The organism is Limimaricola cinnabarinus (assembly GCF_047631075.1).
GTDB lineage: Bacteria > Pseudomonadota > Alphaproteobacteria > Rhodobacterales > Rhodobacteraceae > Limimaricola > Limimaricola cinnabarinus.
The window spans coordinates 188,870-215,347 of sequence record NZ_JBLHYX010000003.1; the positions used below are offsets into that span (position 1 = coordinate 188,870).

Genomic DNA, 26,478 nt, shown 5'->3' on the forward strand with positions numbered 1-26,478 from the left:
AGGGAGGATGCAGATGACACATCGACATCATTGGCAAGACTGGATCTATGGCGTGATCGGCGTCTGGCTGATCGTGTCGCCATGGGCTCTCGGCATGGCGGGGGCCGATATGTGGGGCATGGTCGTGCTCGGTGCGCTGACCATGATCCTGGCCGCCATCGGCCTGATGCAGGCCGATGCGCGGGACTGGATCGACTACGCCGTGGCCGTGGTCGCGGTGCTCGTGGTCGCGTCGCCTTGGGTGCTGGGCTTCACCGCGATGGCGGTGCCCTCATGGAACGCCGTGCTGTTCGGGGCGCTGCTCGCCATCGCGGCGCTCTGGACGCACCTGCTCCCGCACGAGGGCGGCCACGCCTGACGCCTCCGGCCGCGCGGGCCTAGTCCGCGCGGTCGATCTTCATGCTCTGCCGCAAGGCCCCGTCGCGGCCATAGATCAGCACGCGGTCATCGGTCGTCACCACTGCGATCCAGTCGCCGCCTTGCGTAAAGGCCATGGCCTCGGTGCCGTCGGGCAGGGCGAGGCTTTCGGGCAATGGCAGCGCGGCGGGCCGGGGTGCCGTATCGAGACGGATGACAATCGCCGCGATCAGCACTAGGAAGCCTGCGATCATCACGCCCGCCAGAGCGATCACCAGCCATTTGAGCCATTTCAGCTCGGGCGGGATCAGGACCGGGCCGTCTGTCTCGGGAGCCTTCATGGCCGATCTCTCCACTGTCGTCCGCTTCATCATCGACGAAAATCCGCCGGCGCGTCTTGATAAGGCGCTGGCCCGCGATGTGCCAGAGCAGGCCACGCTGTCGCGCTCGCGCATCGCCAAGCTTCTGGCCGAGGGCGCGGTGCGCGTCGATGGCGTCGTGGCGACAGACGCCAAGGCGGGCGTCGCCGAAGGGGCCGAGGTCGAGATCACCGTGCCGCAGGCCGCCGAGAGCCATATCGGCGCGCAGGAAATCCCGCTCAGCGTGGTCTGGGAAGACCACGACCTGATCGTCATCGACAAGCCCGCGGGCATGGTGGTGCATCCCGCCCCCGGCAGCCCCGACGGCACGCTGGTCAACGCGCTGATCCATCACTGCGGCGACGATCTGTCGGGCGTCGGTGGGGCGAAGCGGCCTGGCATCGTGCATCGCATCGACAAGGACACCTCGGGGCTTCTGGTCGTCGCCAAGACCGACCGCGCGCATCAGGGCCTCGCGATCCAGTTCGAGAAGCATTCGGCCGAGCGGCATTACCTCGCGCTGTGTCACGGCATGCCGGACCCCAACGACCCGCGCCTGCGCGGCGTGAAGGGGGCAAGCTTCGAGCCGGGTTCGGTGCTCAAGATCCAGACCATGCTGGGCCGTCACCGCACCGACCGGCAGCGGCAGGCGGTGAGCTTCGACCAAGGCCGCCACGCGGTGACGCGGGTCAAGGTGATGGAGGCCTTCGCGGCATCGGCGCTGGTCGAGTGCCGGCTGGAGACCGGGCGCACGCACCAGATTCGGGTGCACATGTCGCATGCGGGGCATGCGCTGATCGGCGATCCGGTCTATGGGGGGCGGCGCAAGCTGTCGGAAAAGACCCATTCGGCCCGGGCGGTGATGCTGGCCGCCGGCTTCGGACGGCAGGCGCTGCACGCGGCCTCGCTGGGCTTCACCCACCCGGCCACAGGCGAAAAGCTGCGCTTCGACAGCCCGCTGCCCGCCGACATGGCGGAACTCCTCGCGGCGTTGCGCGGTTGAAGGGCCGTAACGAAATTCACTTGTCACTGAACCTCTGTCGCACCCCCTCGCCGGGCTGGGGATAAGGGTTCATCATTGCACAAGGATATCGCGGTAGGCGGCGCTTGCCCCGCTAGGCACGACGCCGTATCGCTGACCGATCCAAGAGACATCCGAAAGGAGGGGCCCATGGCAGAGACCTATACGAATCTTCCCGCCCCGTCGCCGGAGCAGGGGCTGAACCGTTACCTGCAGGAAATCCGCAAGTTCCCGATGCTCGAGCCCGAGCAGGAATACATGCTGGCCAAGCGCTGGGTCGATCACGAGGACGCAGGCGCGGCGCACCAGCTTGTCACCTCGCACCTGCGCCTCGCGGCCAAGATCGCCATGGGCTACCGGGGCTATGGCCTGCCGCAGGCCGAGGTCATCTCCGAGGCCAATGTCGGGCTGATGCAGGCCGTCAAAAAGTTCGACCCGGAAAAGGGCTTTCGCCTCGCCACCTACGCGATGTGGTGGATTCGCGCCTCGATTCAGGAATACGTGCTGCGGTCGTGGTCGATGGTCAAGCTCGGCACCACATCCGGCCAGAAGAAGCTGTTCTTCAACCTGCGCAAGGCCAAGGCCCGGCTCGGCGCGCTTGAAGAAGGCGATCTGCGCCCCGAAAACGTCAAGCGCATCGCCACCGATCTCGGCGTGACCGAGGACGAGGTCGTCTCGATGAACCGGCGCATGTCGGGCGGCGATGCTTCGCTCAACGCCATGGTTGGCTCGGATGCCGACAGCGCCACCCAGTGGCAGGACTGGCTTGAGGACGACAGCGCCGATCAGGCCACCGATTACGAGGAGCGCGACGAGCTCGACGCGCGCCGCGAGTTGATGGCCGAGGCGATGGGCGTGCTCAACGACCGCGAAAAGGACATCCTCGTCCAGCGCCGGCTTCAGGACGAGGCCGTGACGCTCGAGGAGTTGTCGGGCCAATACGAGGTGAGCCGCGAGCGCATCCGCCAAATCGAGGTGCGCGCCTTCGAGAAGCTGCAAAAGCGGATGCAGGAACTCGCCAAGGAGCGAGGCATGCTCGAAGGCGCCTGAGCAAGTTGCACTTGGCGCCGCGATGATTACCCTTCCCCGGAAACGGGGAGGGGTTTTTCTTTCCCGCAGGCAGGGAAAGACCGTGATGAGTGAACCGATCCGCTGGGGCGTGCTGGGCGCCTCCAAATTCGCGCTGGGCGCCATGGCGCGCGCGATCCATTCCGCCGAGGGCTCCGAACTTGCGGCGCTGGCCACCTCCTCCGAGGACAAGGCCGCGCCGTTCCGGGCGTTCCAGCCGCGTCTGCGCGTGCATCTCGATTATCAGGCGCTGCTCGACGACCCGGAGGTGGATGCGGTCTATATCCCGCTGCCCAACGCCATGCATGTGGAATGGACGCTCAAGGCGCTCGACGCGGGCAAGCACGTGCTGTGCGAAAAGCCGCTGGCCATGAAAGCCGAAGCGTTCGACGCGGTGATCGCCAAGCGCGACGCGACCGGGCTGATGGCGGCCGAGGCCTACATGATCGTGCATCACCCGCAATGGATCCGCGCGAAGGAGTTGGTGCAAGGCGGCGCGATCGGCGAGCTGCGCCAGGTCGAGGCGGCGTTCAGCTTCAACAATGCCGCCGCCACCGACAACATCCGCAACAGGCCCGAAACCGGCGGCGGCGGGCTGCCCGATATCGGCGTCTATGCCTTCGGCTCGGTGCGCTTCGTCACCGGGCAGGAGCCGCAGGAGATCCGCCACGCCAACATCCGCTACGAGAACGGAGTCGATGTCTATGCGCAGGTCGCAGCACGGTTCGAGAGCTTCGAATATGCGGGCATGGTGTCGATGCGGCTGCATCCGCGGCAGGAGGTGACCTTTCACGGTGACAAGGGCGTGCTGAAGATGCTCTGCCCGTTCAATGCCAACAGCTTCGGTCAGGCCGAGATGACGCTCGAGACCGAAGGGATGCGGGTCGTGCATGAACGCTGGCCCGGCATCGACCACTACAAGCTTCAGGTCGAGGCCTTCGGGGCCGCGATCGGCGGCGCGGCCTATGCCTGCCCGCTGGAGTTCAGCCGCGGCACGCAGGCGATGATCGACATGGTCTATGCCAAGGGCGGGAACGGCTGAGCGGATCGGCGGTTGTTCCCGGTAATATCACCGGAGGCAACCGCGATGGCCGACCCCAAGACAATCCTCGTGCTCGGCGCGCATGGCGTGACAGGGCAGGAGGTCGTGAAGCAGGCGGTGGCGCGCGGGCATCACGTCCGCGCTGCCGAAATGAAATGGCCCGACGATGCCCCGCCGGCGGGCCACAATGTTGAACGGGCCACGGCGAACGTGATCGAGGACGACCTCGGCCCGGTCGTCGATGGCGTCGATGCCGTGATCTCGGCGCTGGGCGTGCCGGGCGATCCCGCGACGCTGTTGGATCCGCCGCCGCTCTACACCACCGGCACGACCAAGCTCATCGATGCGATGAACGCGCGCGGGGTGACGCGGCTGGTGACGATCTCGGCGAGCTTCGTGGTCACGCATGACCGCGGCCCATTGCTGTTTCGCACCACCGCGATCCCGGCCCTGACCCGGGTGCTGCACCAGATGGGCGAGATGGAGGAGATGCTGCGCGCGAGCAGCCTGGACTGGACCGCCGTGCGCCCCGGATGGCTGCTGCCCGAGCCGTTGACCGGCGATTACGTGGTGGTGCCCGACGTCATTCCCGAGGATCTGATCCGCACCCGCCACGCCGATCTGGCACATTTCATGCTGCATTGCGTGGAGAGCGGCGAATGGATCCGCCAGACCCCAGCCATCGCGCGGCAAGAGGCCGAAGATCTGAGTTCGTCCTTCGAAGTGGTCAGGGAAATGCTGGCCTGATCGGGCCATATTCCTGTCCGAATCCTCCGTCATATTTGCCGAGACGACGATACCTATACCAAGGGATAGGTGCGTAGGCAGGGAACGGGAGATTTCGGTGAGCATTCGAAGACATTTCATGGCAGGGCTTTCGACAGTTGCCATCATGGCGGGCGCGCCCGCCGTTGCGGCACCCAGTCAGGCGGCCATCGACGCGGTCGTGGCGCAGCTCGTGGCACAAGGCTACAGCGGCGAGATCCGCATCCGCCCGAGCGGCGATACCCTTGTCGTCGAGGCCACTGGCGCAGCGGGTCAGACCGAGCGCGTCTATAGCGGCGACGGCAGCCGCCTGTTCGAGGAGCAAAGCCGCAGCAGCAAGGGCACTTCGGTTGAGCGCGAGTTCGATGCCGTCGGCAATGTCGTGGAAGAGGAATACGAGGACGAAGAGGACGAGGACGATCGCGCGGAAGATCGGCGTGAGCGTGAGGAAGAAGCCGAAAACCGCCGCGAGCACGAGGAGGAGAAGGCCGAAGACCGCCGCGAGCGTGAGGAGGAAAAGGCCGAAGATCGCCGCGAGCGCGAGGAGGACAAGGCCGAAGACCGTCGCGAGCGCGATGAAGACAAGGCCGAAGACCGCCGTGAGCGGGAAGAGAAGAAGGCCGGGAAGCGTCGTGGGCGTGATGACGACGACGACGACGATGATGACGATGATGAAGATGAAAATGATGACGACGATGACAACGACGATGATTGAGCCGGTCTAGCCTTACCGACTGCTCTGACATGAAAAGGGCCGGGGATTGATCCCCGGCCCTTCGTGCATGTCGAAAGACAGAGGCTCAGCCCTCCATCTTCTCCAACTCGTCGATCAGCTCTTCGATCATCGACAGCCCCTTGTCCCAGAAGGCGGGGTCCGAGGCATCGAGGCCGAAGGGCGCCAGAAGCTCCTTGTGATGCTTCGAACCACCCGCCTTGAGCATGTCGAAATACTTCTCTTGGAAATCCTCGCCGCCCTCTTCGTAGACCGCGTAGAGCGCGTTCACGAGGCCGTCGCCGAAGGCGTAGGCATAGACGTAGAAGGGCGAGTGCACGAAGTGCGGGATATAGGCCCAGAAACTCTCATAGCCCGGCGCGAAGTCGAAGACAGGCCCGAGGCTTTCGGCCTGAACGCTCATCCACAGCGCGTCGATGTCATCGGGCGTCAGCTCGCCCTGCGCGCGCGCCGCATGCAGCTTGCATTCGAAATCGTAGAAGGCGATCTGGCGCACGACCGTGTTGATCATGTCCTCGACCTTGCCGGCGAGCAACACCTTGCGCTCGTTGGCGTCCTTGGCCTTGGCGAGCAGCTTGCGGAAAGTCAGCATCTCGCCGAACACGCTCGCCGTTTCGGCCAGCGTCAGGGGGGTGGAGGACAAGAGTTCGCCCTGACCCGCCGCGAGGCGCTGGTGCACGCCGTGGCCCAGCTCATGCGCCAGCGTCATCACGTCGCGCGGTTTGCCGAGATAGTTCAGCATCACATAAGGATGCACGGTCGAGACGGTCGGATGCGCGAAGGCGCCCGGCGCCTTGCCCGGCTTCACGGCCGCGTCGGTCCAGCCTTCGTCGAAGAAGGGCCTCGCGAGTTCGGCCATGCGCGGGTCGAAATCGCCGTAGGCCTCCTCGACCATGGCGCGCGCCTCGTCCCATCCGACAATGCGGTCGGTCTCCATCGGCAGCGGCGCGTTGCGATCCCAGACCTGCATCCGCTCAAGCCCGAGCCACTTGGCCTTCAGCGCGTAGTAGCGGTGCGACAGGCGCGGATAGGCGGCCACCACGGCATCGCGCAGCGCCTCGACGACTTCGGGTTCGACATGGTTCGACAGGTGCCGCCCGGTCTGCGGCGTCGGCATGCCGCGCCAGCGATCCTCGATCTCCTTTTCCTTGGCGAGCGTGTTGTGGATCCGCGAGAACAGGCGGATCTGCGTCTTGAACACGCGCGCCAGCTCATGCGTCGCCGCTTCGCGCTTGGCCCGGTCGCGATCGGTGAGAAGGTTCAGCGTGCCCTCGATGCCAAGCTCTTCGCCGTTCACCGTGAAGGTCAGCCCGGCGATGGTCTCGTCGAAGACCTTGTTCCAAGCGGCCGCACCGACACTCGACTGATCGTGCAGGAACTTCTCCAGCTCGTCCGAGAGCTGGTAGGGTTTCATCGCGCGCATCCGCTCGAAAACGGGGCGGTAGCGGTTCAGCTCCTGGCTCTGGCCGAGCAGGGTTTCGAGGTGGCCCTCGTCGAGCCGGTTGAACTCAAGGCCATAAAAGACGAGAGGCGTGGTATAGGCGGTGATCCGGTCCTGACAATCCGACATGAACTTGGCCCGTTCGCTGTCGGTGGTCTGCTGGTAATAGCGCAGCCCCGCATAGGACATGATCCGGCCCGCCACGATGTCGATGCGCTCGTAGCGCTGCACGGCCTCCAGCAGCCCATGCGCGTCGAGCGTGGCGAGCTTGCCCTCGTAATCGGCGGCGAACTCGGCGCAGGCCTTCTCGAGCCAGTCGATGTCGTTCTTGATCTCGGCCGAATCCGGCGCGGGATAGAGGTCCCTCAGGTCCCATTCCGGCAGGTTGCCCAAAGGGCGGCCCCCGGTTTCGGTCGCGGCGTCGAAGCGGGGGGCTTGGGTCATGGGGCTGCTTTCTGTCCTGTGTCTCGGAGGCGAAAGATATGGTCGCGGACGGCTCGGCTCAACCCATGTCAGCCGTCGAAGGCGGCATCCGGCATGGCGCGGGCCTTCTCGAGGGTGGCGCGGGCCTCGGCGTCGTCGCTGTCGCGCGGGGCAAGCGGGCGCAGATCGACCCCGTCGGTGACGCACAGCTCGGCGAGCACCGGGTAATGATCCGAACCGAGGCCATCCAGCACCTCGAAACCCGTCATGGCGAGCCCCTGTTGCCACAGGATCTGGTCCAGCGGCCATTTCATCCACCACGAATTGGCATCGAAGCTGATCAGCGGCCCGCGTCCCGCGCGGGGATCGATCAGCCCGCCGAGGCGCAACGCCCGGCGCGAGGTGCGCTCCCACGGGGTGGCGTTGAAATCACCGGCGAGCAGGGCGGGCAGATCGCCGTCACGCGCCTCGATCGCCGCCTCGAGCACCGTCGCATCGCGCAGGGTGGAGGGTTGGAAGTAATGCGGTGGGCGCGGATGGATGCCAAAGACCCGGATCTGCCGGGCCGGGTGGTCGAGCGTGCCGACAAAGAGTGGCGTGTCCGCGCCGAAGGGGAACCGCATCTCGGTGTCGGCAAAGGGATGCCGCGAAAAGACGTGCATCCCGTAATAGGTGGCGTCAGACGGGATGTCCTGCAGGTGGTGGTCGTAATCGGCATCGAGCGCCGACAACGCCTCGTCCCACCAGCCATTGGTTTCCAGCACGAAGAACAGGTCCGGGTTCTGCTCGCGCGCCAGCGCGATCACCTCATTGGCCTGACGGTTCTTGCGCTGCACATTGGCGACCATGACGCTCAGCCTCGCCTCGGGACCGCAGGTGGCGGTGCCGGGATCCATCTTGGCCGCGAGAGGCTGATACGGCCAGAGCTTCCAGCCGTGATATCCCAGCGCGATCAGTGCAAGCACCGTGAGCCAGCGGGCCGCCCCGCGCCCGATGCCACCCAAGGCCACCATCAGCACCCACAGCACGACTAGTCCGGCGGCGAACTGCATTCGCGGAAAGTCGAGATACCGCACCCACCAGGCATCGGTTTCGAGAAGTGGCAGCAGCGAGGCGATGGCCAGCAGCAACAGGCCGACCCCCGCGATAATGGCAAAGGCGTGTCTCATGCGGTGTTGTCTCCTCCATAGGCGGCGAGCATGTCCTTGAGATCGTCGAGCGTGTTGATCTCGTCGAGAGGCTTGTCGTGCCGCCAGCGCAGCATTCTCGGAAACCGCAGGCTCACGCCCGACTTGTGCCGCGGGCTGGGTTGGATACCTTCGAAGCCGATTTCGAACACATGTTCCGGTTTGACGTGACGCACCGGCCCATAGCGTTCGAGCGTGTTCTTGCGCACCCATGCGGTGATCTTGCGAAACTCGGCATCGGTGAGCCCGCTATAGGCCTTGGTGAAGGGCACCAGCCCGTTGCCGTCCTTTACCGCGAAGGTGAAGTCGGTGAACATGTTGGCCCGCCGCCCCGATCCGGCCTGCGCATAGACCATGACCGCGTCGATGGTCAGCGGATCGACCTTCCATTTCCACCAGTCACCCTTCTTGCGCCCCGCGAGATAGGGCGAGGCGGCTCGCTTGAGCATCAGCCCCTCGGCCATCAGGTCGCGCGATTTCGCCCTCTCCCCGGCAAGCTGGTCGAGGCTCTCGACCGGGACGAGCGGCGACAGGCGGAAGGGGGCTTCGGGCGGAAGATCGCGGCCCAGCGCATCGAGCCGGGCGCGGCGTTCGAAGAAGGGCAGGGCGCGGATATCCTCACCATCATGCTCCAGCAGGTCGTAGCCCATGAGGATCACCGGCGCCTCGGTGAGCAGCTTCTTGGGCACCGTCTTGCGGCCGATCCGCTTTTGCAGCGCGTTGAAGGACAGCGGCACCTCGTCGCCCCAGCCCAGCACTTCGCCGTCGATCACCGTACCCATCGGCAGGAAATCCTTCATCCGCGCCAGTTCGGGAAACCGGTCGGTCATGAGCTCTTCGCCGCGCGACCACAGGTGATGGTCGCCGCCGCGCAGGATCAGCTGGCCGCGGATGCCGTCCCACTTGCGCTCGGCCATCCAGTCGCCCGGATCGCCCAGGGCCTCGGGATCGTCGAGCTGGTAGGCAAGGTAGAAAGGATAGGGGCGCGACAGGCTGGCGGTGGGGTCGGGCGCATGCACGAGACTGTGCCAAGTGATGTCGTCGGGCGTCCACGACCCCATGAGCCGATGCGTCAGCTCGGCCTCGTCGATCTCGGTGGCCTGCGCCAGCGCCCGGGTCATCAGCTTCTGGCTGACCCCGACGCGGAAGCTGCCCGTCAGCAGCTTGGTGAACAGGAGCCGCTCGGTCGGACCGAGTCCGTCCCACGCCGCGAGGATGCCAGACTTGCGCGCAGCGTCGTCCTGCTTCGAAAGCGTGCGGATCTCGGCGATCCAGTGGCTGAGAGGGCGATCCTCCTCGGCCTCGGCGGGGGGCAAGACGAGGGAGATGGTTTCGGCCAGATCGCCGACGATCGGGTAGGCCTCCTCGAACAGCCAAAGCGGGATGCCCGCCCTCTCGGCCGCCCATTCGCGCAGTACCGTGGCAGTAATGGTCCGGCGCGGACGGCGGCCAGAGAAGAGCGCGATGGTCCAAAGCTTGTCGGCGTCGGGCGCCTCGCGGAAATACTCCGCCATCGCCGCGACCTTCTTGGTGGTGCGGGTGGTCTGGTCGACGGCGCGGAACAACTCGGCAAAGCGCTTCATGCGGCCTCGCCCCCGGTTTCGCCCTCATCCGGGGCATCGAAATTCTCGCCCGAATACTCGGTCGAGACGATCGCTGCGTCATAGCCCTCGCTCTCCAGCCAGCGGCGAAAGACGGAAGTGTAGCCATGGGTGACGAAGATACGGCTCGCGCCCGTCTCGCGTATCGCGGCGTTCAGCCCCGGCCAATCGGCGTGGTCCGACATGATGAAGCCCCGGTCGGCGGCACGGCGGCGGCGCACGCCCCGAAGCGCCATCCAGCCGCTGGCGAAGGCGGTCGAGGCCGGATTGGCCGCCGTGCCGAACCGCCGCGACCAAGGCCCGCCAAGCCCCGACGGCGTCGCGACGACAAGCGCGCCGGGATAGGCCTTGAGATCGATATCGGGCGTCACACGGATCGTATCGGGAAGTGCTATGCCCTGTGCGCGCAGCACCGCGTTGGTGTTCTCGACCGCGCCATGGGTGAGGATCGGGCCGATCGAGGTGTCGGCCAGCGTCAGGATGCGCTGCGCCTTGCCCAGAGCATAGGCTCCGATCAGGGAAAACCGCCCCTCGGCGGCGTTGGCAGCCCACCACGCGTTGAGATCGCGCGCCAGCTCGTCCTGCGGGGTCCATTTGAACACCGGCAGGCCGAAGGTGGACTCGGTGATGAAGGCGTCGCATTTCACCGGCTCGAACGGGGTCGAAAGCCCGTCATCGATGGTCTTGTAATCGCCCGAAGCGACCCAGACCTCGCCCCGGCGCTCGATGCGGATCTGCGCCGAGCCGGGCACGTGGCCTGCCGGATGGAACGACACGGTGACGTCGCCTATGCGGCGCGTCTCGCCATAGCAGATCGTGTCGAGCGAGATGTCGCCCAGGCGGTGGCGCATCACCGGGGCCGCGATGTCGGTGGCGAGGTAGTGGTTCATGCCCTCATGCGCGTGATCGGCATGGCCATGGGTCACGAGGGCGCGGTCGACGGGTTGCCACGGGTCGATGTGGAAATCGCCCGCTTCGCAATAGATGCCCCGATCGGTGAATGTCAGAAGATCGCTCATGACCCCGAGGGTAGCGCGGGGGACAGGGCCGGGTAGTGAGTATTTCGGGAGTGAAGTGCGGGAGGCGGCGCGCCTCGTCGGGACGCCGGCCTCATCATGGATCGCGGGGAGGGGTCTCTCAGGCCACTTCGCTGAGCGCGGCCTTCGGCGTGATGCCCAAGGCATGACAGACGTCGCGCGTGAGATCCGGCTTGTTGAGCGTGTAGAAGTGCAGATGCTCCGCGCCGCCCGCGATCAGCTTGTCGCATAGCTCGGTGGCGAGCGCCGTGGCCAGCATGTCGGCCTCGGCTTGATCGGCGGCATGTTCGAAGCCGTCGGCCACGACTTGCGGGATCGAGGTGCCGCACATCGCGGCGAACTTGCGCGCGCCCTTCCAATTCTCGATCGGCAGGATGCCGGGAATGATCTGGCCCTTGATGCCCGCCTTCTCGCAGGCGTCGCGAAACCGAAAAAAGGTGTCCGCCTCGAAGAAGAACTGGGTGATGGCGCTGTGGGCGCCCGCGTCGAACTTGCGCTTGAGATGCTCGACATCCGCAAGCTCGTGTGCGGCATCGGGATGGCGCTCGGGATAGGCGCCGACGCGGATGCGGAACTTCTCCATCGCGGCCAGCGTCTCGATCAGCTCGACGGAGCCCGAGAAGCCCTGCGGATGCGCCGTGAACCCGCCCGACCCTTTCGGCGGATCGCCCCTGAGGGCCACGATCTCCTCGACGCCCGCCTTGGCATAGCCGTTGACGATGTCGAGCGTCTCGGCGCGCGTCGCCTCCACGCAGGTCAGATGCGCCGCGACGCGCAGACCGGCCTTCTTGTGGATCGCGTCCACCGCTTCGTGGGTGAGCTGCCGCGTCGTGCCGCCCGCGCCGTATGTGACCGAGACGAACTCCGGCCCCATCGGCGCAAGCGCCTGAACCGTGTCCCAAAGACGGAACGAGCCTTCGATGTTCTTCGGCGGAAAGAATTCGAAACTGACGGCGGGGCGGGTCATGGACGGTCTCCTATGGGCTGTGGACCTTGTCGCAGATGAGGTGGTGTGAGACAAATTCATAACCCTCACCACGATCATGAGTTTCACTTGCATATCGAGTTCCGCCATCTGCGCACGATCAAGGCGATCCATGACACCGGCGGTCTGGCGCGGGCGGCCGACTTGCTCAACATAACACAATCGGCGCTGTCGCATCAGATCAAGGGGATCGAGGATCAGGCCGGGGTCGAGCTTTTCGTGCGCCGCTCCAAGCCGCTCAAGCTCTCGGCCGCCGGGATGAAGCTTCTGGCCGCCGCCGAGGACATCCTGCCGCGCGTCGCCGATCTGGAGGCCGAGTTTGCCGGGCTGGTCGCGGGCAAGTCTGGGCGCATGCATATCGCGATCGAATGCCACGCCTGCTTCGAATGGCTGCTGCCGGTGCTGGAACAATTCCGCAAGGCCTGGCCCGAGGTCGATGTCGACATCCGCCCCGGCCTCGCCTTCGACGCGCTGCCCGCGCTCAGGCGCGAGATGGTCGATCTGGTGATCTCCTCCGATCCCGAAGAGTTGCCCGAGACCGATTTCACGCCGCTTTTCGATTACGAGCCGGTCTTCGTCGCCTCGTCGATGAACCCGCTGGCCGAGAAGCCCTTTGTCGAGGCGCGCGATTTCGCGGAGCAGACGTTGATTACCTATCCGGTGGAGCGCGGCCGGCTCGACGTGTTCACCGAGCTTCTGCTCCCCGCGAAGGTGGAGCCTGCCGCCATCCGGCAGGTCGAGCTGACGGCGGTGATCCTGCTTCTCGTGGCCTCGAACCGCGGGGTCGCGGTGCTGCCCGATTGGGTCGTGCGACAGCTGCGGCACAACGCCGATTTCGTGACCCGGCCGCTGACGGCAGAGGGCAAGACCCGCAGGCTCTTTGCCGCGACCCGCTCGGACGACACGGCGTGGCCCTATATCGCCCATTTCACCCGGTTGGCGCGGCAGGAGGCGGTGAAGCTGCAAAGGGGCTAGGCGGCGCCGCTTGGCCCCTTGCCCGGATGGCACGGAGCGGCTATGGCCCCTTGATCCGTGACATCTCAGGGCCCCGTGGGCCTGACAGCCCAAGCCAGAGGAGGCCCCGATGGCCCGTTCCGCCAATCTCAACGTGATGATGAAGACCGCCCGCCGCGCCGGTCGCGCGCTGCTCAAGGACTTTGCCGAGGTCGAGCAGCTGCAGGTCTCGACCAAGGGGCCGGGCGACTTCGTCACCCGTGCCGACCGTCAGGCCGAGCAGACCGTGCGCGAGGCGCTGATGGAAGCGCGGCCTTCCTATGGTTTCTTGGGCGAAGAAGGCGGCCCGGTCGAGGGCGAGGACCCGACCCGGCGCTGGATCGTCGATCCGCTCGACGGCACCACCAACTTCCTGCACGGCATGCCGCATTGGGCGATCTCCATCGCGCTCGAACACAAGGGCAAGATCGTCGCCGGCGTGATCTACGATCCCGTCAAGGACGAGATGTTCCACGCCGAGAAGGGCGAAGGCGCCTGGCTCAACGAAAGCCGGTTGCGGGTTTCGGGGCGTCACCGGCTTGTCGAATCGATCTTCTCGACCGGCGTGCCCTGCGCCGGGCGCCGCACCTTGCCGGCGATGATTCAGGATCTCGCCCGGATTGCCCCCGAAGTGTCCGGTGTCCGGCAATACGGCTCGGCCGCGCTCAACATGGCCTATGTGGCGGCGGGCCGCACCGAGGGCTATTGGGAGCGCGAGCTGAAGATCTGGGACATGGCGGCGGGTATGATCATCGTCACCGAGGCCGGCGGTTTCGTCGGTGCCATCCGCGACGGGCACGATCCGCTCGAGCATGGCGATGTGGTCGCGGCCAACGCCGACATTTTCGAGAAGTTCGCCAAGCTGGTCCGCGCCCGCGAGGCCTGAGGCCCCTAGCGGTCGGAGGGGTGGTTCACCCCGTCCGACCACGGGATCTCGCCCAGATGGGCGGGGTTCACCCCTTCCAGCGCGCCGACATTCACCCCGTATTCGTTCGGGTTCGACCGCCTGCGGTGATGGGTGTAGATGCCGCAGGTGGCACAGAACCAGTGCTGCGCCGTGCCGGTGCCCCACTGATAGAGCGTGAGCCTGTCGGCTCCGCGCACCACCTCCAGCTCTCCCAGACGCACCGTCGCCGCGATCGCGCCGCGCCTGCGGCAGAACGAGCAGTCGCAACGCCGTGCGGTGGCCAGCCCCTCGGCAAGATGCACGCACAGCTCGACCGCGCCGCAGTGGCAGGTCAGCCGGTGATGGGGCTCGGGGATCGTCATCTGCGTCTCCTCACGGTCGGGATGTTGCTGCGCGCCAAGGGCGGCGCGGGGGCGTGTGGCGGCACCCCGTGGGTGCGCGCCCAGAAAGCCGGGCCGCCGCGCCTGAGCCAGACCGGCAGCGCCAGTCCCAGCCCCACCGCAAAGCCGCCCGCATGGGCCCAGTAGGCGATGCCTCCGCCGACGCTCGCATCGGCCCCGAGCCCGCCCAGCACCTGCAACCCGAACCAGACCGCCAGCACCAGCCAGGCGGGCACCGGCACCAGCCGGATATACACGATCAGGAAGATCAGGATGTCGATCCGCGCGCGCGGAAACATGAGCAAATAGCCCCCCATCACGCCCGCGATCGCGCCCGAGGCGCCGATGGTGGGGACCGGTGAGAACGGCTCGGCCGCAAACTGCACGAGGTTGGCCGCGACGCCGGAGGCCAGATAGAAGGCCGCGAAGACGCCATGGCCCATCTGCTCCTCCATGTTGTCGCCGAAGATGAACAGGAACAGCATGTTGCCCGCAAGATGGAACAGGCCGGCATGCAAGAACAGCGAGCTGACGACAGAGACCGGGTTCTCGGCCGCCGAGATCCGCGCCGGGATCATCGCCCAGTCGAAGTAAAGCCGCGCGAGATCGTCGCCAGTGTCGAGCGCGACCACCATCCACAGATAGATCGCGACATTGAGCACGAGCAGGCTCCATGTGACATAGGGCGTGCCGGTCGAAGGGTTGTGGTCGCGGATCGGAAACATCGGGGCCTCGGCTGCGGATCTTGACGCGCGGTGAGGCGCTGGCGCAGCATGGCGCATGATCCGCGTGACCGCCATGGTGCTTGGCCTGATACTCGCCGCTCCGGCATGGGGCCGTGACTGTCCACCGCCGCCCGACCATGCGGCCGAAATTTCGGCCCTGCTCGACCGGCTGGCGCGGGCGGGCGATCCGGTGCAGGCGCAGCGTCTGATGAACGCGCTCTGGGCGCTGTGGTTCGATGCCCCCGATGCGCGCGCGCAGGACTTGCTCGACCGGGCGATGGAGCGGCGCGCGGCGGGACAGGGCGACGAGGCGCTGGCGCTGCTCGACCAACTCGTCGAGGAGTGTCCGGATTATGCCGAAGGTTGGAACCAGCGCGCCTTCATTCATTACCTGCAAGGCGCGCATGCGGTGGCTCTTGCCGGTCTCGACGCGACGCTGGCGCGCGAGCCGGGCCATGTCGGAGCGCTGGCCGGACGGGCCTTGGCGCTCATGGCGCTGGGCCGCGACGCCGAGGCGCGCCGCGCCCTCGATGCCGCGCTGGCGCGCAACCCCTGGCTGCCCGAACGCGGGCTGATCGAAGCGCCGGGTACCGACATCTGACCCCACCGATCTCCTCCCGGTGCTTTACCGTCCGCGCACGGCGTCGTAAGTCTCGCCCCAGGCCCGTGTGGTGAAATGGTAGACACACGAGACTTAAAATCTCTTGCTCCTTCGGAGCGTGCCGGTTCGAGTCCGGCCACGGGCACCAAGTCTCAAGCAGTTGAAGGACGGATCATGACCGGAGTCACCTTGATCTCCACCGGCGGCACCATCGCTTCGCGCCATTCCGAGGCCGAAGGCGCGGTCACCGCCTCTCTGCCCGGCGCGGCCCTGATGGAGATGCTGCACGATCCGCTGAACGGCATCGAGGTCCGGGTCGAGGCGTATCGCGAACTCAACAGCTTCGCGCTTACCCTCGCGGATGCCCACGGTCTCGTGGCGGCGATCCGCGCGGCGCTGGAGCGGCCCGATTGCGCGGGCGTCGTCGTTACCCACGGCACCGACACGATGGAGGAGAGTGCCTATCTTGCCGACCTCCTCGTGGTGGGGGACAAGCCCATCGTCTTCACCGGGGCGCAGCGCCACGCGGGCGATCCCGACAGCGACGGGCCGCGCAACATCGCCGATGCGATCCGCGTCGCCGCGTCTCCCGTAGCGCGCGGCATCGGCGCGGTGATCGTCTTCGAGGGCGAGATTCACGCCGCGCGCGATGTGACCAAGATGCACAGCGCGCGCACCGACACCTTCCGCAGCCCCGGGCTGGGCAAGCTGGGCGAGGTGGATCTCGGCGAGGTGCATGTCTATCGCCAGCCCGGCCCGCGCCGGGTGCTGGCAGATGCGGGGCTGGTCGCGGAGGTCGAGTTGGTCAAGCTCGCGCTTGGCACGACCCCGGCCTTTCTCGAGTTCTGCGAGGCCAATGGCGCACGCGGCGTGGTGGTCGAAGGTTTCGGCCGCGGCAACGCCCCGCGCGGTTTCGCGCCCGTGGTGGCACGGCTCACGCAGGCCGGGGTGCCGGTGCTGCTGGCCTCGCGCTGCGTCGAGGGACGCACCCATGCGGTCTATGGCGCCGATAGCGGCGGTGCCACGATGGTTGCCGCGGGCGCACTGCTGACCGGCACGCTGTCGGGGCTCAAGGCGCGTCTGCTGCTGTCGGTGCTGCTGGGGCAGGGGGCGAGCCGCGAGGACATCGCGGCGGCGCTCGGCTGAGGCGTCCGCGTTCCTTCAGCCCGCCGTGAAGGCCACCTCGAAGCGAAACCCCTCGGGGGCGAATTCGGAGCGGACCTCGGCCCCCAGTTCGGCCTGCAGCACGAGGCCGATCATCTTGGAGCCGAAGCCTTGCCGCGTCGGGGGCGTCACCGGCGGACCCCCGACCTCGCGCCAGCGCAACCGGAAGGGCCCGGTTTCGCCGGGGCCGTCCAAGGTGTAATCGACCCGCACCTGTCCCTGTTCGCTCGAAAGAGCGCCGTATTTCAGCGCGTTGGTGACCAACTCGTGCAGCGCCATCGACATCGAGGTCGCCTGCCGGGCCGAAAGCCGCACCCGTGGTCCTTGGATCACGAACCGTGCGGATCCGCCCGCCGCCTTGCAGGAGAACGCCAGCAGCGCGCCGATCTCGACCACTGGCTCTGATCCGATGTCATCATCGGGCCGGATCAGGGCGTCATGGGCCGAGGACAGGGCCTGAAGCCGCGAGACGAGCTGCTCGGCGCTCGGGCGCGGCAGGGTCTGGCGCGCGATGCCCGCGACGACGCCGAGCGTATTCTTCATGCGGTGCCGCATCTCGTCGAAGATCACCTGCAGGCGGCGCTCGGCCTGCTTGCGGCGCGTGACGTCGCGCAGGATCACCGACCAGTCCTCGGAGGCACCGGGCAGGCCGCGCTCGCCGATCGGCGCGAGAGTGACCTCGAAATCGCGCGCGCTGGCATGCCGGGCCTCGAACGAGATCTCCGCCTCGTCCCGAAGCGCGCGGGCCTCGCGCATGAACCAGTCGGGCCGGTCCAGCAGCTGGATCGCCTCGGCGACGGGCCGACCCATCGCCTGCTCGGCCGAACGTCCCAGAAGCCGGACCGCGCCGTTGTTCCAGCTGCGCACGCATCCCCCGGAATCGACGCGCAGGATGGCATTGGGTGAGCTGCTGACGATCGCCGCCAACTCGCCCGCCTCGCGCTTGGCGCGGCGCAGCGCCTCCTCGTAGGCGCGCCGTTCACGCGCGTCGAAGACGGTGTAGTCGAACCTTGTGCAGACCCCTTGGGCGTCGCGCCGGGCGACACCGCTGAGTATCACCGGCAAGGGCGAGCCGTCTTGCACGTCGAGTGTGCAGGATATCTCGCGCACGAAGCCCTGAAGCCGCATCATCGGCGCCATGTGGGTGTCGTAGAATATCCGCCCCGGCCCGGTGAGCAGCGAGGCAAAGGTCGCGCGCGAGGGATCGCCCCCAGGCGGCAGCCCGAGCCATTGGGTCAGGGTCTTGTTCACATAGCGCAGGCGTCCGTCGGGGTCCGTGACGGCGATGCCGCAGGGGGCGTCCTCGATCAGTTCCGTCGCCACATCGAGGCCGTCCCCCCTTTCGAAGGACATCAGGTTGTCCCAAGATGCTGGCGGATCGTCTTCACGACCTTGTCCGGCACAGTCATGTGCGGGGAATGACCGCTCGCCTCGAGTACTTCGAGCGTGGCGTCCGGCATCCGGTCGCGCATCCAACTGGCCACATTCATGGGCACGAGCGCGTCGTCGCTGCAATGCAGGATAAGGACCGGACAGGCCGCGCGCTCGTAATCGGCGCGACGGTCGGAAAAGAAGGTGACCCGACCGAAATGGCGCGCGATCTCGGGATCGGTGCGGCAGAAGCTCTGCGTGAGCGTTTCGGTCGATGGCGCCTCAACGGGTTGGCCGGTGATGGTCGGAGCCATCTGCATGGACCAACCGAGTTGGTTCTCCTCGAGAAGTCCGACCAGCCCCTCGATCTCCTCGCGGGCGAAGCCGCCCCGGTACCCGGCCTCGGCATCATCGAGAAAGGCCGGGCTGGGCGACACCATGACCAGCCGCGACACCCGTTCGGGCGCGCGGTTGGCCGCCAGAAGCGCGATCGAAGCCCCGATCGAATGCCCGACGAGGCAGACGTCCCGCAGCGACAGCGCCTCGAGGATTTCCAGCAAATCGTCGGCATGGCTCTGAAGATCGGCATAGCGCCGCGGCTCGTAGGCCGACAGATCCGAGCCGCCCATGCCGGTGAGATCATAGGTGACGATGCGGTGCGTCTGCACGAAAGCGGGCGCCACGTCGCGCCACATCGACCGATCGCAGCCGAAGCCATGCACGAACACCATCGGTCCGGCGCTGACAGGTCCGTCCACATCCACGTTGTTGCGCAAGACCGCTGTCATCGAACCACATCCCGACTTTCCAAGCCCCGACCATGATATGCCGGAAGACGGATGGTTTCCATGCCCCCTCCTTCCGATCCAGTGCGAGGCCGAGGTCTAGAGCAGGCTCTGATCGCGGGCCATCATCGCGGCCTGGGTGCGGTTGCGGGCTCCCAGCTTGCGGCACAGGGTTTTGACATGGAGCTTGACCGTCACCTCCTGAATCTCGCGGTCGATGGCGATCTCCTTGTTCGACTTGCCCTGCGTGAGACCTTCAAGCACCTGCCTCTCGCGCGGGGTTAGGTGCGACAGCGACGGGTTCTCCTCGTCGCGGCCGACCATGAAATCATGCGGAACATAGGTCTCGCCCATCGCCATGAACCGGACCGCGTTGACCAGCGAGCGAGCAGGCATCGTCTTGGGCAGGAACCCCGCGGCCCCCGCCGCGAGCGCCGTCTCCGCGATGCCCCGCCCCGCGGTGCCCGAGACGAGCGCCACCGGGTTGCCGCCGCTTTCCGAGAGCGCGGCACTCAACCCTTCGAGGCCGCGCATGCCCGGCATCAGATAATCGAGCAGCACCAGTTCGAACGGTCCGCTGCGCCGTATCTCGCGCAGTGCCGCCTCCAAGCTGTTGGCTTGCATCACCTGCATGCCGCCATCCCGTTCGAGATAGGCAGCCATCATTTCCCGCACGAGGTCATGGTCATCCGCGATCAGGATACGCATCGGGGTCTCCGGTTGTTGCTCACAAGGCCCTGACAGGCCATTTCGATCATGCCCCAGATTCGTTGCCGTTTCGGGAAGTTTCGGCGCTCCCAGGCCAGCCAAAGCCGTATGACGGTGCGTCAGGGTCCGGTTTTCTCTAAAATCAGAGCGGATTCACCAACCGGAGAGCAGCCCTATCTCATGGGATAGGTTCCTGTTCGGAAGCGATGTGGTTCGAATCCGGGACCTGTCCCAAGGTGCTTCGAGCATAGCCGAGGGATGATTCGTGATGATCAGAACCCATGCAACCGCCATGGCCGCCACCGTGTTCTCGATGCTGGCCGGCACCGCTTTTGCGCAGCCGCTGGCGCTGCGGGTCACCGGCCCGGACCGGGCCGTGGTGGAACTCGACCTCGCGGCGCTCGACGCGCTGCCGCAGGAGGAGTTCGTGACCGGCACGATCTGGACCGACGGCGAGACGCGCTTTTCGGGCGTGCCGCTGGCGGCGCTCATCGAATCCGTCGGCACCGAGTCGGGGGAGGCCGAACAGGTCGAACTGGTCGCGCTCAATGACTACCGGATTGAGATTCCGATAGACGAGATCGACGCGACCTCGCCCATGGTGGCAACCCGGGTGAACGGCGAAACCATGCAGGTGCGCGACAAGGGACCCTACTGGCTTGTCTATCCCTATGATCGCGGCGCGCAATATCGCACCGAAGCGACCTTCGCCCGGAGCATCTGGCAGCTCGCCCAAGTGAATATCGCGCGCTGAACGCCATCACCGCCCTGCCGCGGGGGCCTTGGCGACTGCCGACCCGGGGCCTCGGCGGCCATGCGTGAGGCGGCAGAGATTACGAGACGTGCCGCCTGCACGGATTGCCAAAGCGCACCTAGCCCCCGGCCTGCGCCAGAAGCGCCTGCATCCGGTCGTCGCCCTTGCCGCGCAGCTTGCCGATCCCGGGTACCGTGTCGGGATCGCCGACGCGGATCAGCCCGACCATGCCCATCGCCTCGTGCGGCTTGCACTTGAAACCGTAGTAGCCCGGCTGGTCGAAGCTCACCGTGATCTCCTCGTCGCGCTTGCCGACCCAGCTTTCGGCCCCTTCGGGCAGCATGTCGTCCACGCTTTCGGCGTTATGCGACCGTTCGGTCGGCACGAAGGTGACGCTGTCGCCCGGCGCGATCTCCAGATAGGCGGGTTCGAATATCATCATGTCGCCTGCTGCATTGCGGTTGAGCATCTGGACCAGATGGGTCTCGGCGAGGGCAGGGGTGGCCATGAAGAGGCCGAGCACGAGGGCTGCGGTCAGGCGCATCGGGGTCATCCTTTGGTCGGGAATGGGGATCAGAGACAGACCTCGGAGCGGGTGAGAAACCGCCGCCCCGTGCCGTTGTCGAGAGAGAACATGCCACCCATGCCCGCGACCGCGTCGATAGTCAGGGTGGTGTGCTTCCAACGGTCGTGCTGGTCGCGGTTCATGTAGAAGGGCACGCTGCCGATGCGCCCCAGGCAGACGTCCTGCGGCCCCACCATGTAGTCCGAGGCGGCAAAGCACATCGGTGCGCTGCCGTCACAGCAACCGCCCGATTGGTGAAACAGCAGGTCGTCGCCGTGGCGCGATTTGATCTCGGCGAGAAGGTCGAGCGCGGCGTCGGTGGCGCTCACCATCGCGCGGCCCGCACCGCTCGTTTCCGCTGTCGTGTCGGCCATGGGCCTCGTCTCCGGTAAAAGGGGAGGGGCCCGGACCGACGCGGGAGCTCGCCGGTCCGGGGGGAGGAGCCAGCTCTAGAAGAAGCCCAGCGCATTCTGGTCGTAGGAGACCAGAAGGTTCTTGGTCTGGCGGTAGTGGTCGAGCATCATCTTGTGGTTCTCGCGCCCGATGCCCGACTGCTTGTAGCCGCCGAAGGCCGCGTGGGCGGGGTACTGGTGGTAGCAGTTGGTCCAGACCCGGCCCGCCTGAATCGCCCGGCCCATGCGGAAAGCGCGGGAGCCGTCGCGCGTCCAGACACCGGCGCCGAGGCCGTAGAGCGTGTCGTTGGCGATCTCGAGCGCCTCGGCTTCGTCGCGGAAAGTCGTGACCGAGAGCACCGGCCCGAAGATCTCCTCCTGGAAGATCCGCATCTTGTTGTTGCCGCGAAAGACCGTGGGCTGGATGTAGTTGCCGTTCTCGAGCCCCGCGCCCATCTTGGCCACCTCGCCGCCGATCAGCGCCTCGGCCCCCTCGTCGCGGCCGAGCTTCAGATAGGAGCCGATCTTCTCCATCTGCTCGGTCGAGGCCTGCGCGCCGATCATCGTGTTCATGTCGAGCGGGTTGCCCTGCACCACCTTGCCAACGCGCTCGATGGCCCGGGCGATGAAGTCGTCGTAGATCGATTCCTGGATCAGCGCGCGCGAGGGGCAGGTGCAGACCTCGCCCTGATTGAGGGCGAACATGGTGAAGCCTTCGAGGCACTTGTCGAAGAAGGCGTCATCGGCCTGCATCACGTCCTCGAAGAAGACGTTGGGCGACTTGCCACCGAGCTCCAGCGTCACCGGGATCAGGTTCTGCGAGGCGTATTGCATGATCAACCGGCCGGTCGTGGTCTCGCCGGTGAAGGCGATCTTGGCGATCCGGTCGGATTGCGCGAGCGGCTTGCCGGCCTCGAGCCCGAAGCCCTGCACGATATTGAGTACGCCCGGCGGCAGCAGCTCGCCGATCAGTTCCATCAGCACCATGATCGAGGCGGGGGTCTGTTCGGCGGGCTTGAGCACCACGCAGTTGCCCGCAGCCAGCGCGGGCGCGATCTTCCACGTCGCCATCAGGAGCGGGAAGTTCCACGGGATGATCTGGCCGACCACGCCCAAGGGCTCATTGAAGTGGTAGGCATAGGTGTTGGCGTCGATCTCGGCGATCGAGCCTTCCTCGGCGCGGATGACGCCCGCAAAATAGCGGAAGTGATCGACGGCCAGCGCGAGGTCGGCGTTGACCGACTCGCGGATCGGCTTGCCGTTGTCGATGGTCTCGGCGGCGGCGAGGAGTTGCAGGTTCTCCTCCATGACGTTGGCAATCCTGTTGAGGATGTTCGACCGCTCGCCCAGCGAGGTCTTGCCCCAGGTCGGGAAGGCGGCATGAGCGGCGTCGAGCGCGGCCTCCACGTCGTCGGAGTTGGAGCGCGCGATCTCGCAGATCACCTCGCCGGTGATCGGGGTCGGGTTCTCGAAATACCGGCCCGAGCGCGGCTCGACGAACCGGCCGCCGATGAAGTTGCCGTAACGCGACTTGAACGGGAACGGCACGCCGAGATGGCTGGTGTCGAGCGCGGAGCTGACCTGGCGGCTCGGGGCGGTCTGCGTCTGGATGTTCATGATGTCCTCCCTACAGGAACGCCGGACCCCGCATCGGTGCGGGGGGCGGCGTCTGCGGTCGAGGATGCCCAAAGCGGTGCGATCCAGAAATGCGGCCATGGTCGTACGACCAAGGTGGGCCTAGCCGCCGCGCCCCAGAAAGCGGCGCAGATCATGGGTGGAGACGGGCTTGGGCAGGATCGTCACCCCGGCCTGCCGCGCCGCGTCCCGCAGTTCGGGCGAGCGGTCGGCGGTGACGAGGCGCAAGGGGCGGTCGGGCAGGAGCAGGCGCAGCGCCGCGATGGTGTCGAGCCCGGTCATCCCGGCACCGAGCTGCTGGTCCACGAGCAGGAAATCCGGCTCGGCCCCGGTCTCATCGAGCAGCATCAGCGCCGCCTCGCCGCTCTCGACGTCGAGCACGGTGAGACCCCAGCGCTCCAGCAGGTGGCACATGGCACGGCGCACCTCGGCGTCGTTCTCGACCAGAAGCGCCACCTGCTCGGGCCCGCCGCCCGTCTCCGACAGCGCCCGGCCCGGGGCCTCGGCGTCGGGGGCGCGGGCGATGGTGACGGGCACGCCGACGCTGAACCGCGTGAAGCGGCCCGGCTCGGAGGCCAAGTCGAGCGGATGGCCGAGGATCGCGCAGGCGCGCTCGACGATGGCGAGGCCCAGCCCCATGCCCTCGGAGGCGCTGGCGCGGGCATTGAGCCGCGAGAATTCGCGAAAGATCGTCTGCATGTCCTCTTCGGCGATGCCGGGTCCGGTGTCCCAGACCTCGACCACCGCCGCGCCGCCGCGCCGCCGCACACCGACGAGGACGCGGCCCGTCCCGGTATAGCGCACCGCGTTGCCGATCAGGTTCTGCAGCACCCGCTTGAGATAGGTCCGATCGCTCGACACCACGAGGCCGGTGGGCACGATGTCGAGCCTGAGCCCCTTGGCCTGCGCCTGCAGCGCGAACTGGTCGTGCAGCTGCGCCAGCACCGGCCCGAGCGCCACCGGGCCCACATCCATCGAGGCGTGGCCCAGCTCCAGCTTGGAGATGTCGAGAAGCGCGTGCAGGATCGCCTCGACGCTGTGCAGCGCGTCATGCGCCTTGCCCAGCACCTCGCGGTTGGCCGGGTCGTCATACGCCAGCGCCGACAGGAACAGGTTCGCCGCCGAGAGAGGCTGCAGCAGGTCGTGGCTGGTGGCGGCGACAAAGCGTGAGCGGCTGGCATTGGCGCGTCCCGCCCGCTCCAGCGCGTCCTCGAGTTCAAGCGTGCGCGCGCGGACCCGCTCCTCCAGCGCCTCGTTGGTGCGTGCGAGGTCACGGATCGCGCGGCGTTCGGCGGTGATGTCGGTAAAGCTGAAGACGAAGCCGCCATCGGGCATCTGCTGGGCGCTCGCGTCGATGAAACGCTGGTCTTCGCTGCGCATCCGGAACCGCAGCGGCTGGCGTGCCACCGGTGCCTCGACCCACGTCGTGAGCCGCTGCATCGTCATGTCTCCATCAAGGCCGAAATCCTGGTCGATCATCCGCCACAGCGCCGGAAACTGCAGTCCGCGCCTGAGCCGCGGCGTCGGCACGCCCATGAGCTGGCTCAGACCGTCGTTCCACCCCGCAAGCCGCAGCCTGCCGTCGAAGATGCAGATCCCCTGCTTGATGTGGTCGAGCGTGGCGCGCGCCATGCGCGACTGGTCGTCGAGCATCCGCTCGCGCGCCTGCCGCTCGGCGCGGATCATGTCGGTCACGTCGGTCTGCATGATCACCGTGCCGCCGCCGGGCGTGCGGTGCTGGCTCACCTGCACCCAGTGGTCGCCCGCCAGAGAGACGTTGAAGATCGCGTGCCGGTCGTCGTGCCGCGCCAGCCGCCGCGCCTGCCACATCTGCGGCGTCTCGCCGGGCGGCAGGGACAGCGAACGCGAGCCTGCGACATGGGCGATGTAGTCGTCGAAGCGCAAGCCGGGACGCAGCGTATCGCGCAGATCCTCCATGTGCATGCCAAAGCGGGAATTGCACATCACCATGGCGCCGGAGAGGTCGAACATGGCGAAGCCCTCCTGCACCGTCTCGATCGCGGTCGACAGGTCGCGCCGCGCGGCCTCGGTCTCGCGCATCGCCTGTGCCAGACGGGCGTTGGAACGGTTGAGCATCTCCAGCGCGTTTTCAAGCTCGACCGTGCGCGCCTGCACCTGCTCCTCGAGCAGGGCGGCGCGGCGGAACTGGGCATAGGCCTCGCCCGAGCCCGAGCCGCCGCGCTCGACTTGCCGCACCAGCGCATCGACGATCTGGATCAGCTTCTCGTTCTGCCGCTCGAGGCTGTCCTCGGGATCGAGGAACGCATGGGTGGCGGCCGCGTCCTGCGTCACGGGCGGTAGAGGGCCACGCCCGTCATCGTCTGGTTCACGTGAAGGCCGTTCATCTGTTCGCCATAGGTCGAGAAGCCGACGATGCGGTGCTTGCGCAGCACCGCGCTCATCTGGCCGCCCATCTGCTTTTCAGTGGCTTCGAGCCTACGCAGGATGCAGTCGAAGGCGAGGATCGCGGCGGGCGGCCCGGCCTCGCGCGCCATCTCCTCAAAGGCGGCGTCGAGATGCTGGGCGATGTCGCGTGGCTCGGCCAGAGACAGCACCATGCCCTCGTCGATCGCGGCATAGAAGATCAGCTCACCTGCCTCACCGATCCGCTGGATCGCGCGGACGTGGTGACGCCCGCCGATGCGCACCACCAGAGGATGCGCCGCGAAGGTGAAGGCCGAAAGCTGCGCGTGGTCGAACCCCAGCACACGGGCGTATTCGCGCGCGGCGGGTTCGCCGTTGAGACGGCGCACCACGCGGGCCTCGGGGTCGGCCTCGGTGACGATCATCCGTTCCTCGGTCGGGTCGAAATGGTCGAGGTTGAACACCGAGGCGCCGCAGGCGGTGCGCACAAAGGCCAGCACGGCGGCGTCCTGCTGCCAGACGCCGTCGATCAGCACCCGGGTCTCGCCGAAGGCTTCTCCATCGCCGGCCGATCCGCCGAACAGCGGCACCCGCCCGATCCCCGCCGACAGCGCGGCGGCGAGCGCATCCTCGCGCCGCGACAGCCCGTCGACGAGCAGCATCGCAAATTCCGAAGGCCAGTCGCGGCGGCGGCCCTCGAGCCTCTGACGGATTTGGGTCATGTCGCCGACCATGTCGCGTCCACCGATCCGGGCGAGATCCGGGATCGCCATGATCTCGGCCTCGAACAATTCGGCAGGCAGGCCGATGCCGACGATCTCGTCCTCGGCATAGCCCGCGCCGGTGATCTCGCCCGCCGTGGTGCAGCCGATGACGCATTTGGCCCCGGGCCAGGCGCGGGCGGCGCGGGCGATGTCCTCGAGCGGTGCGCGCGGCGCGGCAAAGATCATGACCAATGCGAAGGGGCCGGGGCCAAGGGCGCGCATCAACGCCTGCGCCGCCTCAGGCTCGAAGGCCGAGACGCTGGCGGTGCGCATCACCGTGGCGTCGCCGAGGCGCCCCTCCCCGGGCGCGGTGGCGCAAAGCTCCATCCC

The 26,478-nt window shown here is 66.9% G+C and carries 27 protein-coding genes and 1 tRNA gene; 12 read left to right on the forward strand and 16 right to left on the reverse strand.

Going from position 1 to position 26,478, the window contains the following annotated elements:
• Window positions 1-13: 13 nt before the first annotated feature.
• Entirely contained in the window at window positions 14-358 is a 345-nt protein-coding gene (locus ACJASC_RS04210; protein ID WP_158497373.1) for an SPW repeat domain-containing protein, read from the forward strand.
• A 19-nt stretch (window positions 359-377) separates the two neighbouring features.
• Here ACJASC_RS04210 and ACJASC_RS04215 read toward each other — a convergent pair whose 3' ends face one another.
• Window positions 378-698, reverse strand: a complete 321-nt coding sequence (locus ACJASC_RS04215) for a DUF6476 family protein (RefSeq protein ID WP_415143796.1) — start codon at window positions 696-698, stop codon at window positions 378-380.
• Here ACJASC_RS04215 and ACJASC_RS04220 point away from each other — a divergent pair.
• The 5 genes from ACJASC_RS04220 (at window position 697) to ACJASC_RS04240 (ending at window position 5,327) form a co-directional block, all read left to right on the forward strand.
• The gene (locus ACJASC_RS04220) at window positions 697-1,719 is read left to right on the forward strand and encodes an RluA family pseudouridine synthase (RefSeq protein WP_415143798.1); all 1,023 of its coding nucleotides are present in this window, start codon (window positions 697-699) and stop codon (window positions 1,717-1,719) included. The two genes, ACJASC_RS04215 and ACJASC_RS04220, sit on opposite strands and share 2 nt — an antisense overlap.
• A gap of 168 nt (window positions 1,720-1,887) precedes the next feature.
• Window positions 1,888-2,787, forward strand: coding sequence for an RNA polymerase sigma factor RpoH (rpoH, locus tag ACJASC_RS04225; protein ID WP_415143800.1), 900 nt, complete (start codon window positions 1,888-1,890; stop codon window positions 2,785-2,787).
• Window positions 2,788-2,872: 85 nt separating this feature from the next.
• On the forward strand, window positions 2,873-3,847 hold the full coding sequence (locus ACJASC_RS04230) for a Gfo/Idh/MocA family protein (protein ID WP_415143802.1): 975 nt from the start codon (window positions 2,873-2,875) through the stop codon (window positions 3,845-3,847).
• A 45-nt stretch (window positions 3,848-3,892) separates the two neighbouring features.
• Window positions 3,893-4,594 carry an NAD(P)-dependent oxidoreductase gene (locus ACJASC_RS04235; RefSeq protein ID WP_415143804.1) on the forward strand — a complete coding sequence of 234 codons (702 nt, stop codon included), beginning with the start codon at window positions 3,893-3,895 and terminating at the stop codon, window positions 4,592-4,594.
• Between the two features lie 118 nt (window positions 4,595-4,712).
• Window positions 4,713-5,327 carry a hypothetical protein gene (locus ACJASC_RS04240; RefSeq protein WP_415143806.1) on the forward strand — a complete coding sequence of 205 codons (615 nt, stop codon included), beginning with the start codon at window positions 4,713-4,715 and terminating at the stop codon, window positions 5,325-5,327.
• Between the two features lie 85 nt (window positions 5,328-5,412).
• On the opposite strand, the gene ACJASC_RS04245 is transcribed toward ACJASC_RS04240, so the two are convergent.
• The 5 genes from ACJASC_RS04245 to metF all read right to left on the reverse strand — a co-directional run bounded on the left by ACJASC_RS04245 (window position 5,413) and on the right by metF (window position 12,001).
• Window positions 5,413-7,230, reverse strand: a complete 1,818-nt coding sequence (locus tag ACJASC_RS04245) for a M3 family oligoendopeptidase (RefSeq protein WP_415143808.1) — start codon at window positions 7,228-7,230, stop codon at window positions 5,413-5,415.
• A 68-nt stretch (window positions 7,231-7,298) separates the two neighbouring features.
• Window positions 7,299-8,378, reverse strand: coding sequence for an endonuclease/exonuclease/phosphatase family protein (locus ACJASC_RS04250; RefSeq protein ID WP_415143810.1), 1,080 nt, complete (start codon window positions 8,376-8,378; stop codon window positions 7,299-7,301).
• Window positions 8,375-9,979 (reverse strand): ATP-dependent DNA ligase, encoded by a 1,605-nt coding sequence (locus ACJASC_RS04255; protein WP_415143812.1) that lies wholly within the window; start codon window positions 9,977-9,979, stop codon window positions 8,375-8,377. The genes ACJASC_RS04250 and ACJASC_RS04255 overlap by 4 nt, the downstream gene beginning before the upstream one ends.
• Window positions 9,976-11,016: a ligase-associated DNA damage response exonuclease gene (locus ACJASC_RS04260; protein ID WP_415143814.1), complete on the reverse strand. Its 1,041-nt coding sequence runs from the start codon at window positions 11,014-11,016 to the stop codon at window positions 9,976-9,978. Before ACJASC_RS04260 ends, ACJASC_RS04255 begins: the two co-directional genes overlap by 4 nt.
• A gap of 118 nt (window positions 11,017-11,134) precedes the next feature.
• Window positions 11,135-12,001 carry a methylenetetrahydrofolate reductase [NAD(P)H] gene (gene metF, locus ACJASC_RS04265; RefSeq protein WP_045319910.1) on the reverse strand — a complete coding sequence of 289 codons (867 nt, stop codon included), beginning with the start codon at window positions 11,999-12,001 and terminating at the stop codon, window positions 11,135-11,137.
• A gap of 87 nt (window positions 12,002-12,088) precedes the next feature.
• Between metF and ACJASC_RS04270 the strand changes: the two genes are divergently transcribed.
• Window positions 12,089-12,994: a LysR family transcriptional regulator gene (locus ACJASC_RS04270; protein ID WP_415143817.1), complete on the forward strand. Its 906-nt coding sequence runs from the start codon at window positions 12,089-12,091 to the stop codon at window positions 12,992-12,994.
• A gap of 109 nt (window positions 12,995-13,103) precedes the next feature.
• Window positions 13,104-13,898, forward strand: coding sequence for an inositol monophosphatase family protein (locus ACJASC_RS04275; RefSeq protein ID WP_415143819.1), 795 nt, complete (start codon window positions 13,104-13,106; stop codon window positions 13,896-13,898).
• Between the two features lie 5 nt (window positions 13,899-13,903).
• Here the strand turns inward: ACJASC_RS04275 and ACJASC_RS04280 are convergent, their stop codons facing one another.
• Window positions 13,904-14,281, reverse strand: coding sequence for a GFA family protein (locus tag ACJASC_RS04280; protein ID WP_415143821.1), 378 nt, complete (start codon window positions 14,279-14,281; stop codon window positions 13,904-13,906).
• On the reverse strand, window positions 14,278-15,024 hold the full coding sequence (locus ACJASC_RS04285; protein WP_415143823.1) for a rhomboid family intramembrane serine protease: 747 nt from the start codon (window positions 15,022-15,024) through the stop codon (window positions 14,278-14,280). The genes ACJASC_RS04280 and ACJASC_RS04285 overlap by 4 nt, the downstream gene beginning before the upstream one ends.
• Window positions 15,025-15,079: 55 nt before the next feature.
• On the opposite strand from ACJASC_RS04285, the gene ACJASC_RS04290 reads away from it, so the two are divergent.
• From ACJASC_RS04290 to ACJASC_RS04300, 3 genes are all read left to right on the forward strand, one after another.
• Entirely contained in the window at window positions 15,080-15,625 is a 546-nt protein-coding gene (locus ACJASC_RS04290) for a tetratricopeptide repeat protein (protein ID WP_415143825.1), read from the forward strand.
• Between the two features lie 61 nt (window positions 15,626-15,686).
• A tRNA-Leu gene (locus ACJASC_RS04295) sits at window positions 15,687-15,773 on the forward strand.
• 26 nt (window positions 15,774-15,799) lie between these two features.
• On the forward strand, window positions 15,800-16,771 hold the full coding sequence (locus ACJASC_RS04300) for an asparaginase (protein ID WP_415143827.1): 972 nt from the start codon (window positions 15,800-15,802) through the stop codon (window positions 16,769-16,771).
• 15 nt (window positions 16,772-16,786) lie between these two features.
• Here ACJASC_RS04300 and ACJASC_RS04305 read toward each other — a convergent pair whose 3' ends face one another.
• The 3 genes from ACJASC_RS04305 to ACJASC_RS04315 form a co-directional block, all read right to left on the reverse strand.
• Window positions 16,787-18,142, reverse strand: a complete 1,356-nt coding sequence (locus ACJASC_RS04305; protein ID WP_415143829.1) for a sensor histidine kinase — start codon at window positions 18,140-18,142, stop codon at window positions 16,787-16,789.
• Entirely contained in the window at window positions 18,142-18,948 is an 807-nt protein-coding gene (locus ACJASC_RS04310; RefSeq protein WP_415143831.1) for an alpha/beta fold hydrolase, read from the reverse strand. Before ACJASC_RS04310 ends, ACJASC_RS04305 begins: the two co-directional genes overlap by 1 nt.
• A 96-nt stretch (window positions 18,949-19,044) precedes the next feature.
• The gene (locus tag ACJASC_RS04315; RefSeq protein ID WP_415143833.1) at window positions 19,045-19,653 is read right to left on the reverse strand and encodes a response regulator transcription factor; all 609 of its coding nucleotides are present in this window, start codon (window positions 19,651-19,653) and stop codon (window positions 19,045-19,047) included.
• Window positions 19,654-19,921: 268 nt separating this feature from the next.
• On the opposite strand from ACJASC_RS04315, the gene ACJASC_RS04320 reads away from it, so the two are divergent.
• Window positions 19,922-20,407: a putative pterin-binding protein gene (locus tag ACJASC_RS04320; protein WP_415143835.1), complete on the forward strand. Its 486-nt coding sequence runs from the start codon at window positions 19,922-19,924 to the stop codon at window positions 20,405-20,407.
• 118 nt (window positions 20,408-20,525) lie between these two features.
• Here ACJASC_RS04320 and ACJASC_RS04325 read toward each other — a convergent pair whose 3' ends face one another.
• The 5 genes from ACJASC_RS04325 to ACJASC_RS04345 all read right to left on the reverse strand — a co-directional run bounded on the left by ACJASC_RS04325 (window position 20,526) and on the right by ACJASC_RS04345 (window position 26,475).
• Window positions 20,526-20,951: a pseudoazurin gene (locus ACJASC_RS04325; RefSeq protein ID WP_415143837.1), complete on the reverse strand. Its 426-nt coding sequence runs from the start codon at window positions 20,949-20,951 to the stop codon at window positions 20,526-20,528.
• Between the two features lie 29 nt (window positions 20,952-20,980).
• Window positions 20,981-21,346 (reverse strand): DUF779 domain-containing protein, encoded by a 366-nt coding sequence (locus ACJASC_RS04330; RefSeq protein WP_415143839.1) that lies wholly within the window; start codon window positions 21,344-21,346, stop codon window positions 20,981-20,983.
• Between the two features lie 75 nt (window positions 21,347-21,421).
• Window positions 21,422-22,981: an acetaldehyde dehydrogenase ExaC gene (gene exaC, locus ACJASC_RS04335; protein ID WP_021694716.1), complete on the reverse strand. Its 1,560-nt coding sequence runs from the start codon at window positions 22,979-22,981 to the stop codon at window positions 21,422-21,424.
• A gap of 120 nt (window positions 22,982-23,101) precedes the next feature.
• A complete protein-coding gene (locus ACJASC_RS04340) occupies window positions 23,102-25,312 on the reverse strand; it encodes a hybrid sensor histidine kinase/response regulator (RefSeq protein WP_415143842.1) in 2,211 nt (736 codons plus the stop codon).
• Window positions 25,309-26,475, reverse strand: a complete 1,167-nt coding sequence (locus ACJASC_RS04345; RefSeq protein ID WP_415143844.1) for an FIST N-terminal domain-containing protein — start codon at window positions 26,473-26,475, stop codon at window positions 25,309-25,311. Before ACJASC_RS04345 ends, ACJASC_RS04340 begins: the two co-directional genes overlap by 4 nt.
• Between the last annotated feature and the right edge of the window lie 3 nt (window positions 26,476-26,478).

Coding starts and splice junctions, on each gene's coding strand:
- ACJASC_RS04210 (WP_158497373.1), top strand. CDS start 14: ATGACACATCGACATCATTGGCAAGACTGGATCTATGGCGTGATCGGC.
- ACJASC_RS04220 (WP_415143798.1), top strand. CDS start 697: ATGGCCGATCTCTCCACTGTCGTCCGCTTCATCATCGACGAAAATCCG.
- ACJASC_RS04215 (WP_415143796.1), bottom strand. CDS start 698: ATGAAGGCTCCCGAGACAGACGGCCCGGTCCTGATCCCGCCCGAGCTG.
- rpoH (WP_415143800.1), top strand. CDS start 1,888: ATGGCAGAGACCTATACGAATCTTCCCGCCCCGTCGCCGGAGCAGGGG.
- ACJASC_RS04230 (WP_415143802.1), top strand. CDS start 2,873: ATGAGTGAACCGATCCGCTGGGGCGTGCTGGGCGCCTCCAAATTCGCG.
- ACJASC_RS04235 (WP_415143804.1), top strand. CDS start 3,893: ATGGCCGACCCCAAGACAATCCTCGTGCTCGGCGCGCATGGCGTGACA.
- ACJASC_RS04240 (WP_415143806.1), top strand. CDS start 4,713: ATGGCAGGGCTTTCGACAGTTGCCATCATGGCGGGCGCGCCCGCCGTT.
- ACJASC_RS04245 (WP_415143808.1), bottom strand. CDS start 7,230: ATGACCCAAGCCCCCCGCTTCGACGCCGCGACCGAAACCGGGGGCCGC.
- ACJASC_RS04250 (WP_415143810.1), bottom strand. CDS start 8,378: ATGAGACACGCCTTTGCCATTATCGCGGGGGTCGGCCTGTTGCTGCTG.
- ACJASC_RS04255 (WP_415143812.1), bottom strand. CDS start 9,979: ATGAAGCGCTTTGCCGAGTTGTTCCGCGCCGTCGACCAGACCACCCGC.
- ACJASC_RS04260 (WP_415143814.1), bottom strand. CDS start 11,016: ATGAGCGATCTTCTGACATTCACCGATCGGGGCATCTATTGCGAAGCG.
- metF (WP_045319910.1), bottom strand. CDS start 12,001: ATGACCCGCCCCGCCGTCAGTTTCGAATTCTTTCCGCCGAAGAACATC.
- ACJASC_RS04275 (WP_415143819.1), top strand. CDS start 13,104: ATGGCCCGTTCCGCCAATCTCAACGTGATGATGAAGACCGCCCGCCGC.
- ACJASC_RS04280 (WP_415143821.1), bottom strand. CDS start 14,281: ATGACGATCCCCGAGCCCCATCACCGGCTGACCTGCCACTGCGGCGCG.
- ACJASC_RS04285 (WP_415143823.1), bottom strand. CDS start 15,024: ATGTTTCCGATCCGCGACCACAACCCTTCGACCGGCACGCCCTATGTC.
- ACJASC_RS04290 (WP_415143825.1), top strand. CDS start 15,080: ATGATCCGCGTGACCGCCATGGTGCTTGGCCTGATACTCGCCGCTCCG.
- ACJASC_RS04300 (WP_415143827.1), top strand. CDS start 15,800: ATGACCGGAGTCACCTTGATCTCCACCGGCGGCACCATCGCTTCGCGC.
- ACJASC_RS04305 (WP_415143829.1), bottom strand. CDS start 18,142: ATGTCCTTCGAAAGGGGGGACGGCCTCGATGTGGCGACGGAACTGATC.
- ACJASC_RS04310 (WP_415143831.1), bottom strand. CDS start 18,948: ATGACAGCGGTCTTGCGCAACAACGTGGATGTGGACGGACCTGTCAGC.
- ACJASC_RS04315 (WP_415143833.1), bottom strand. CDS start 19,653: ATGCGTATCCTGATCGCGGATGACCATGACCTCGTGCGGGAAATGATG.
- ACJASC_RS04320 (WP_415143835.1), top strand. CDS start 19,922: ATGATCAGAACCCATGCAACCGCCATGGCCGCCACCGTGTTCTCGATG.
- ACJASC_RS04325 (WP_415143837.1), bottom strand. CDS start 20,951: ATGCGCCTGACCGCAGCCCTCGTGCTCGGCCTCTTCATGGCCACCCCT.
- ACJASC_RS04330 (WP_415143839.1), bottom strand. CDS start 21,346: ATGGCCGACACGACAGCGGAAACGAGCGGTGCGGGCCGCGCGATGGTG.
- exaC (WP_021694716.1), bottom strand. CDS start 22,981: ATGAACATCCAGACGCAGACCGCCCCGAGCCGCCAGGTCAGCTCCGCG.
- ACJASC_RS04345 (WP_415143844.1), bottom strand. CDS start 26,475: ATGGAGCTTTGCGCCACCGCGCCCGGGGAGGGGCGCCTCGGCGACGCC.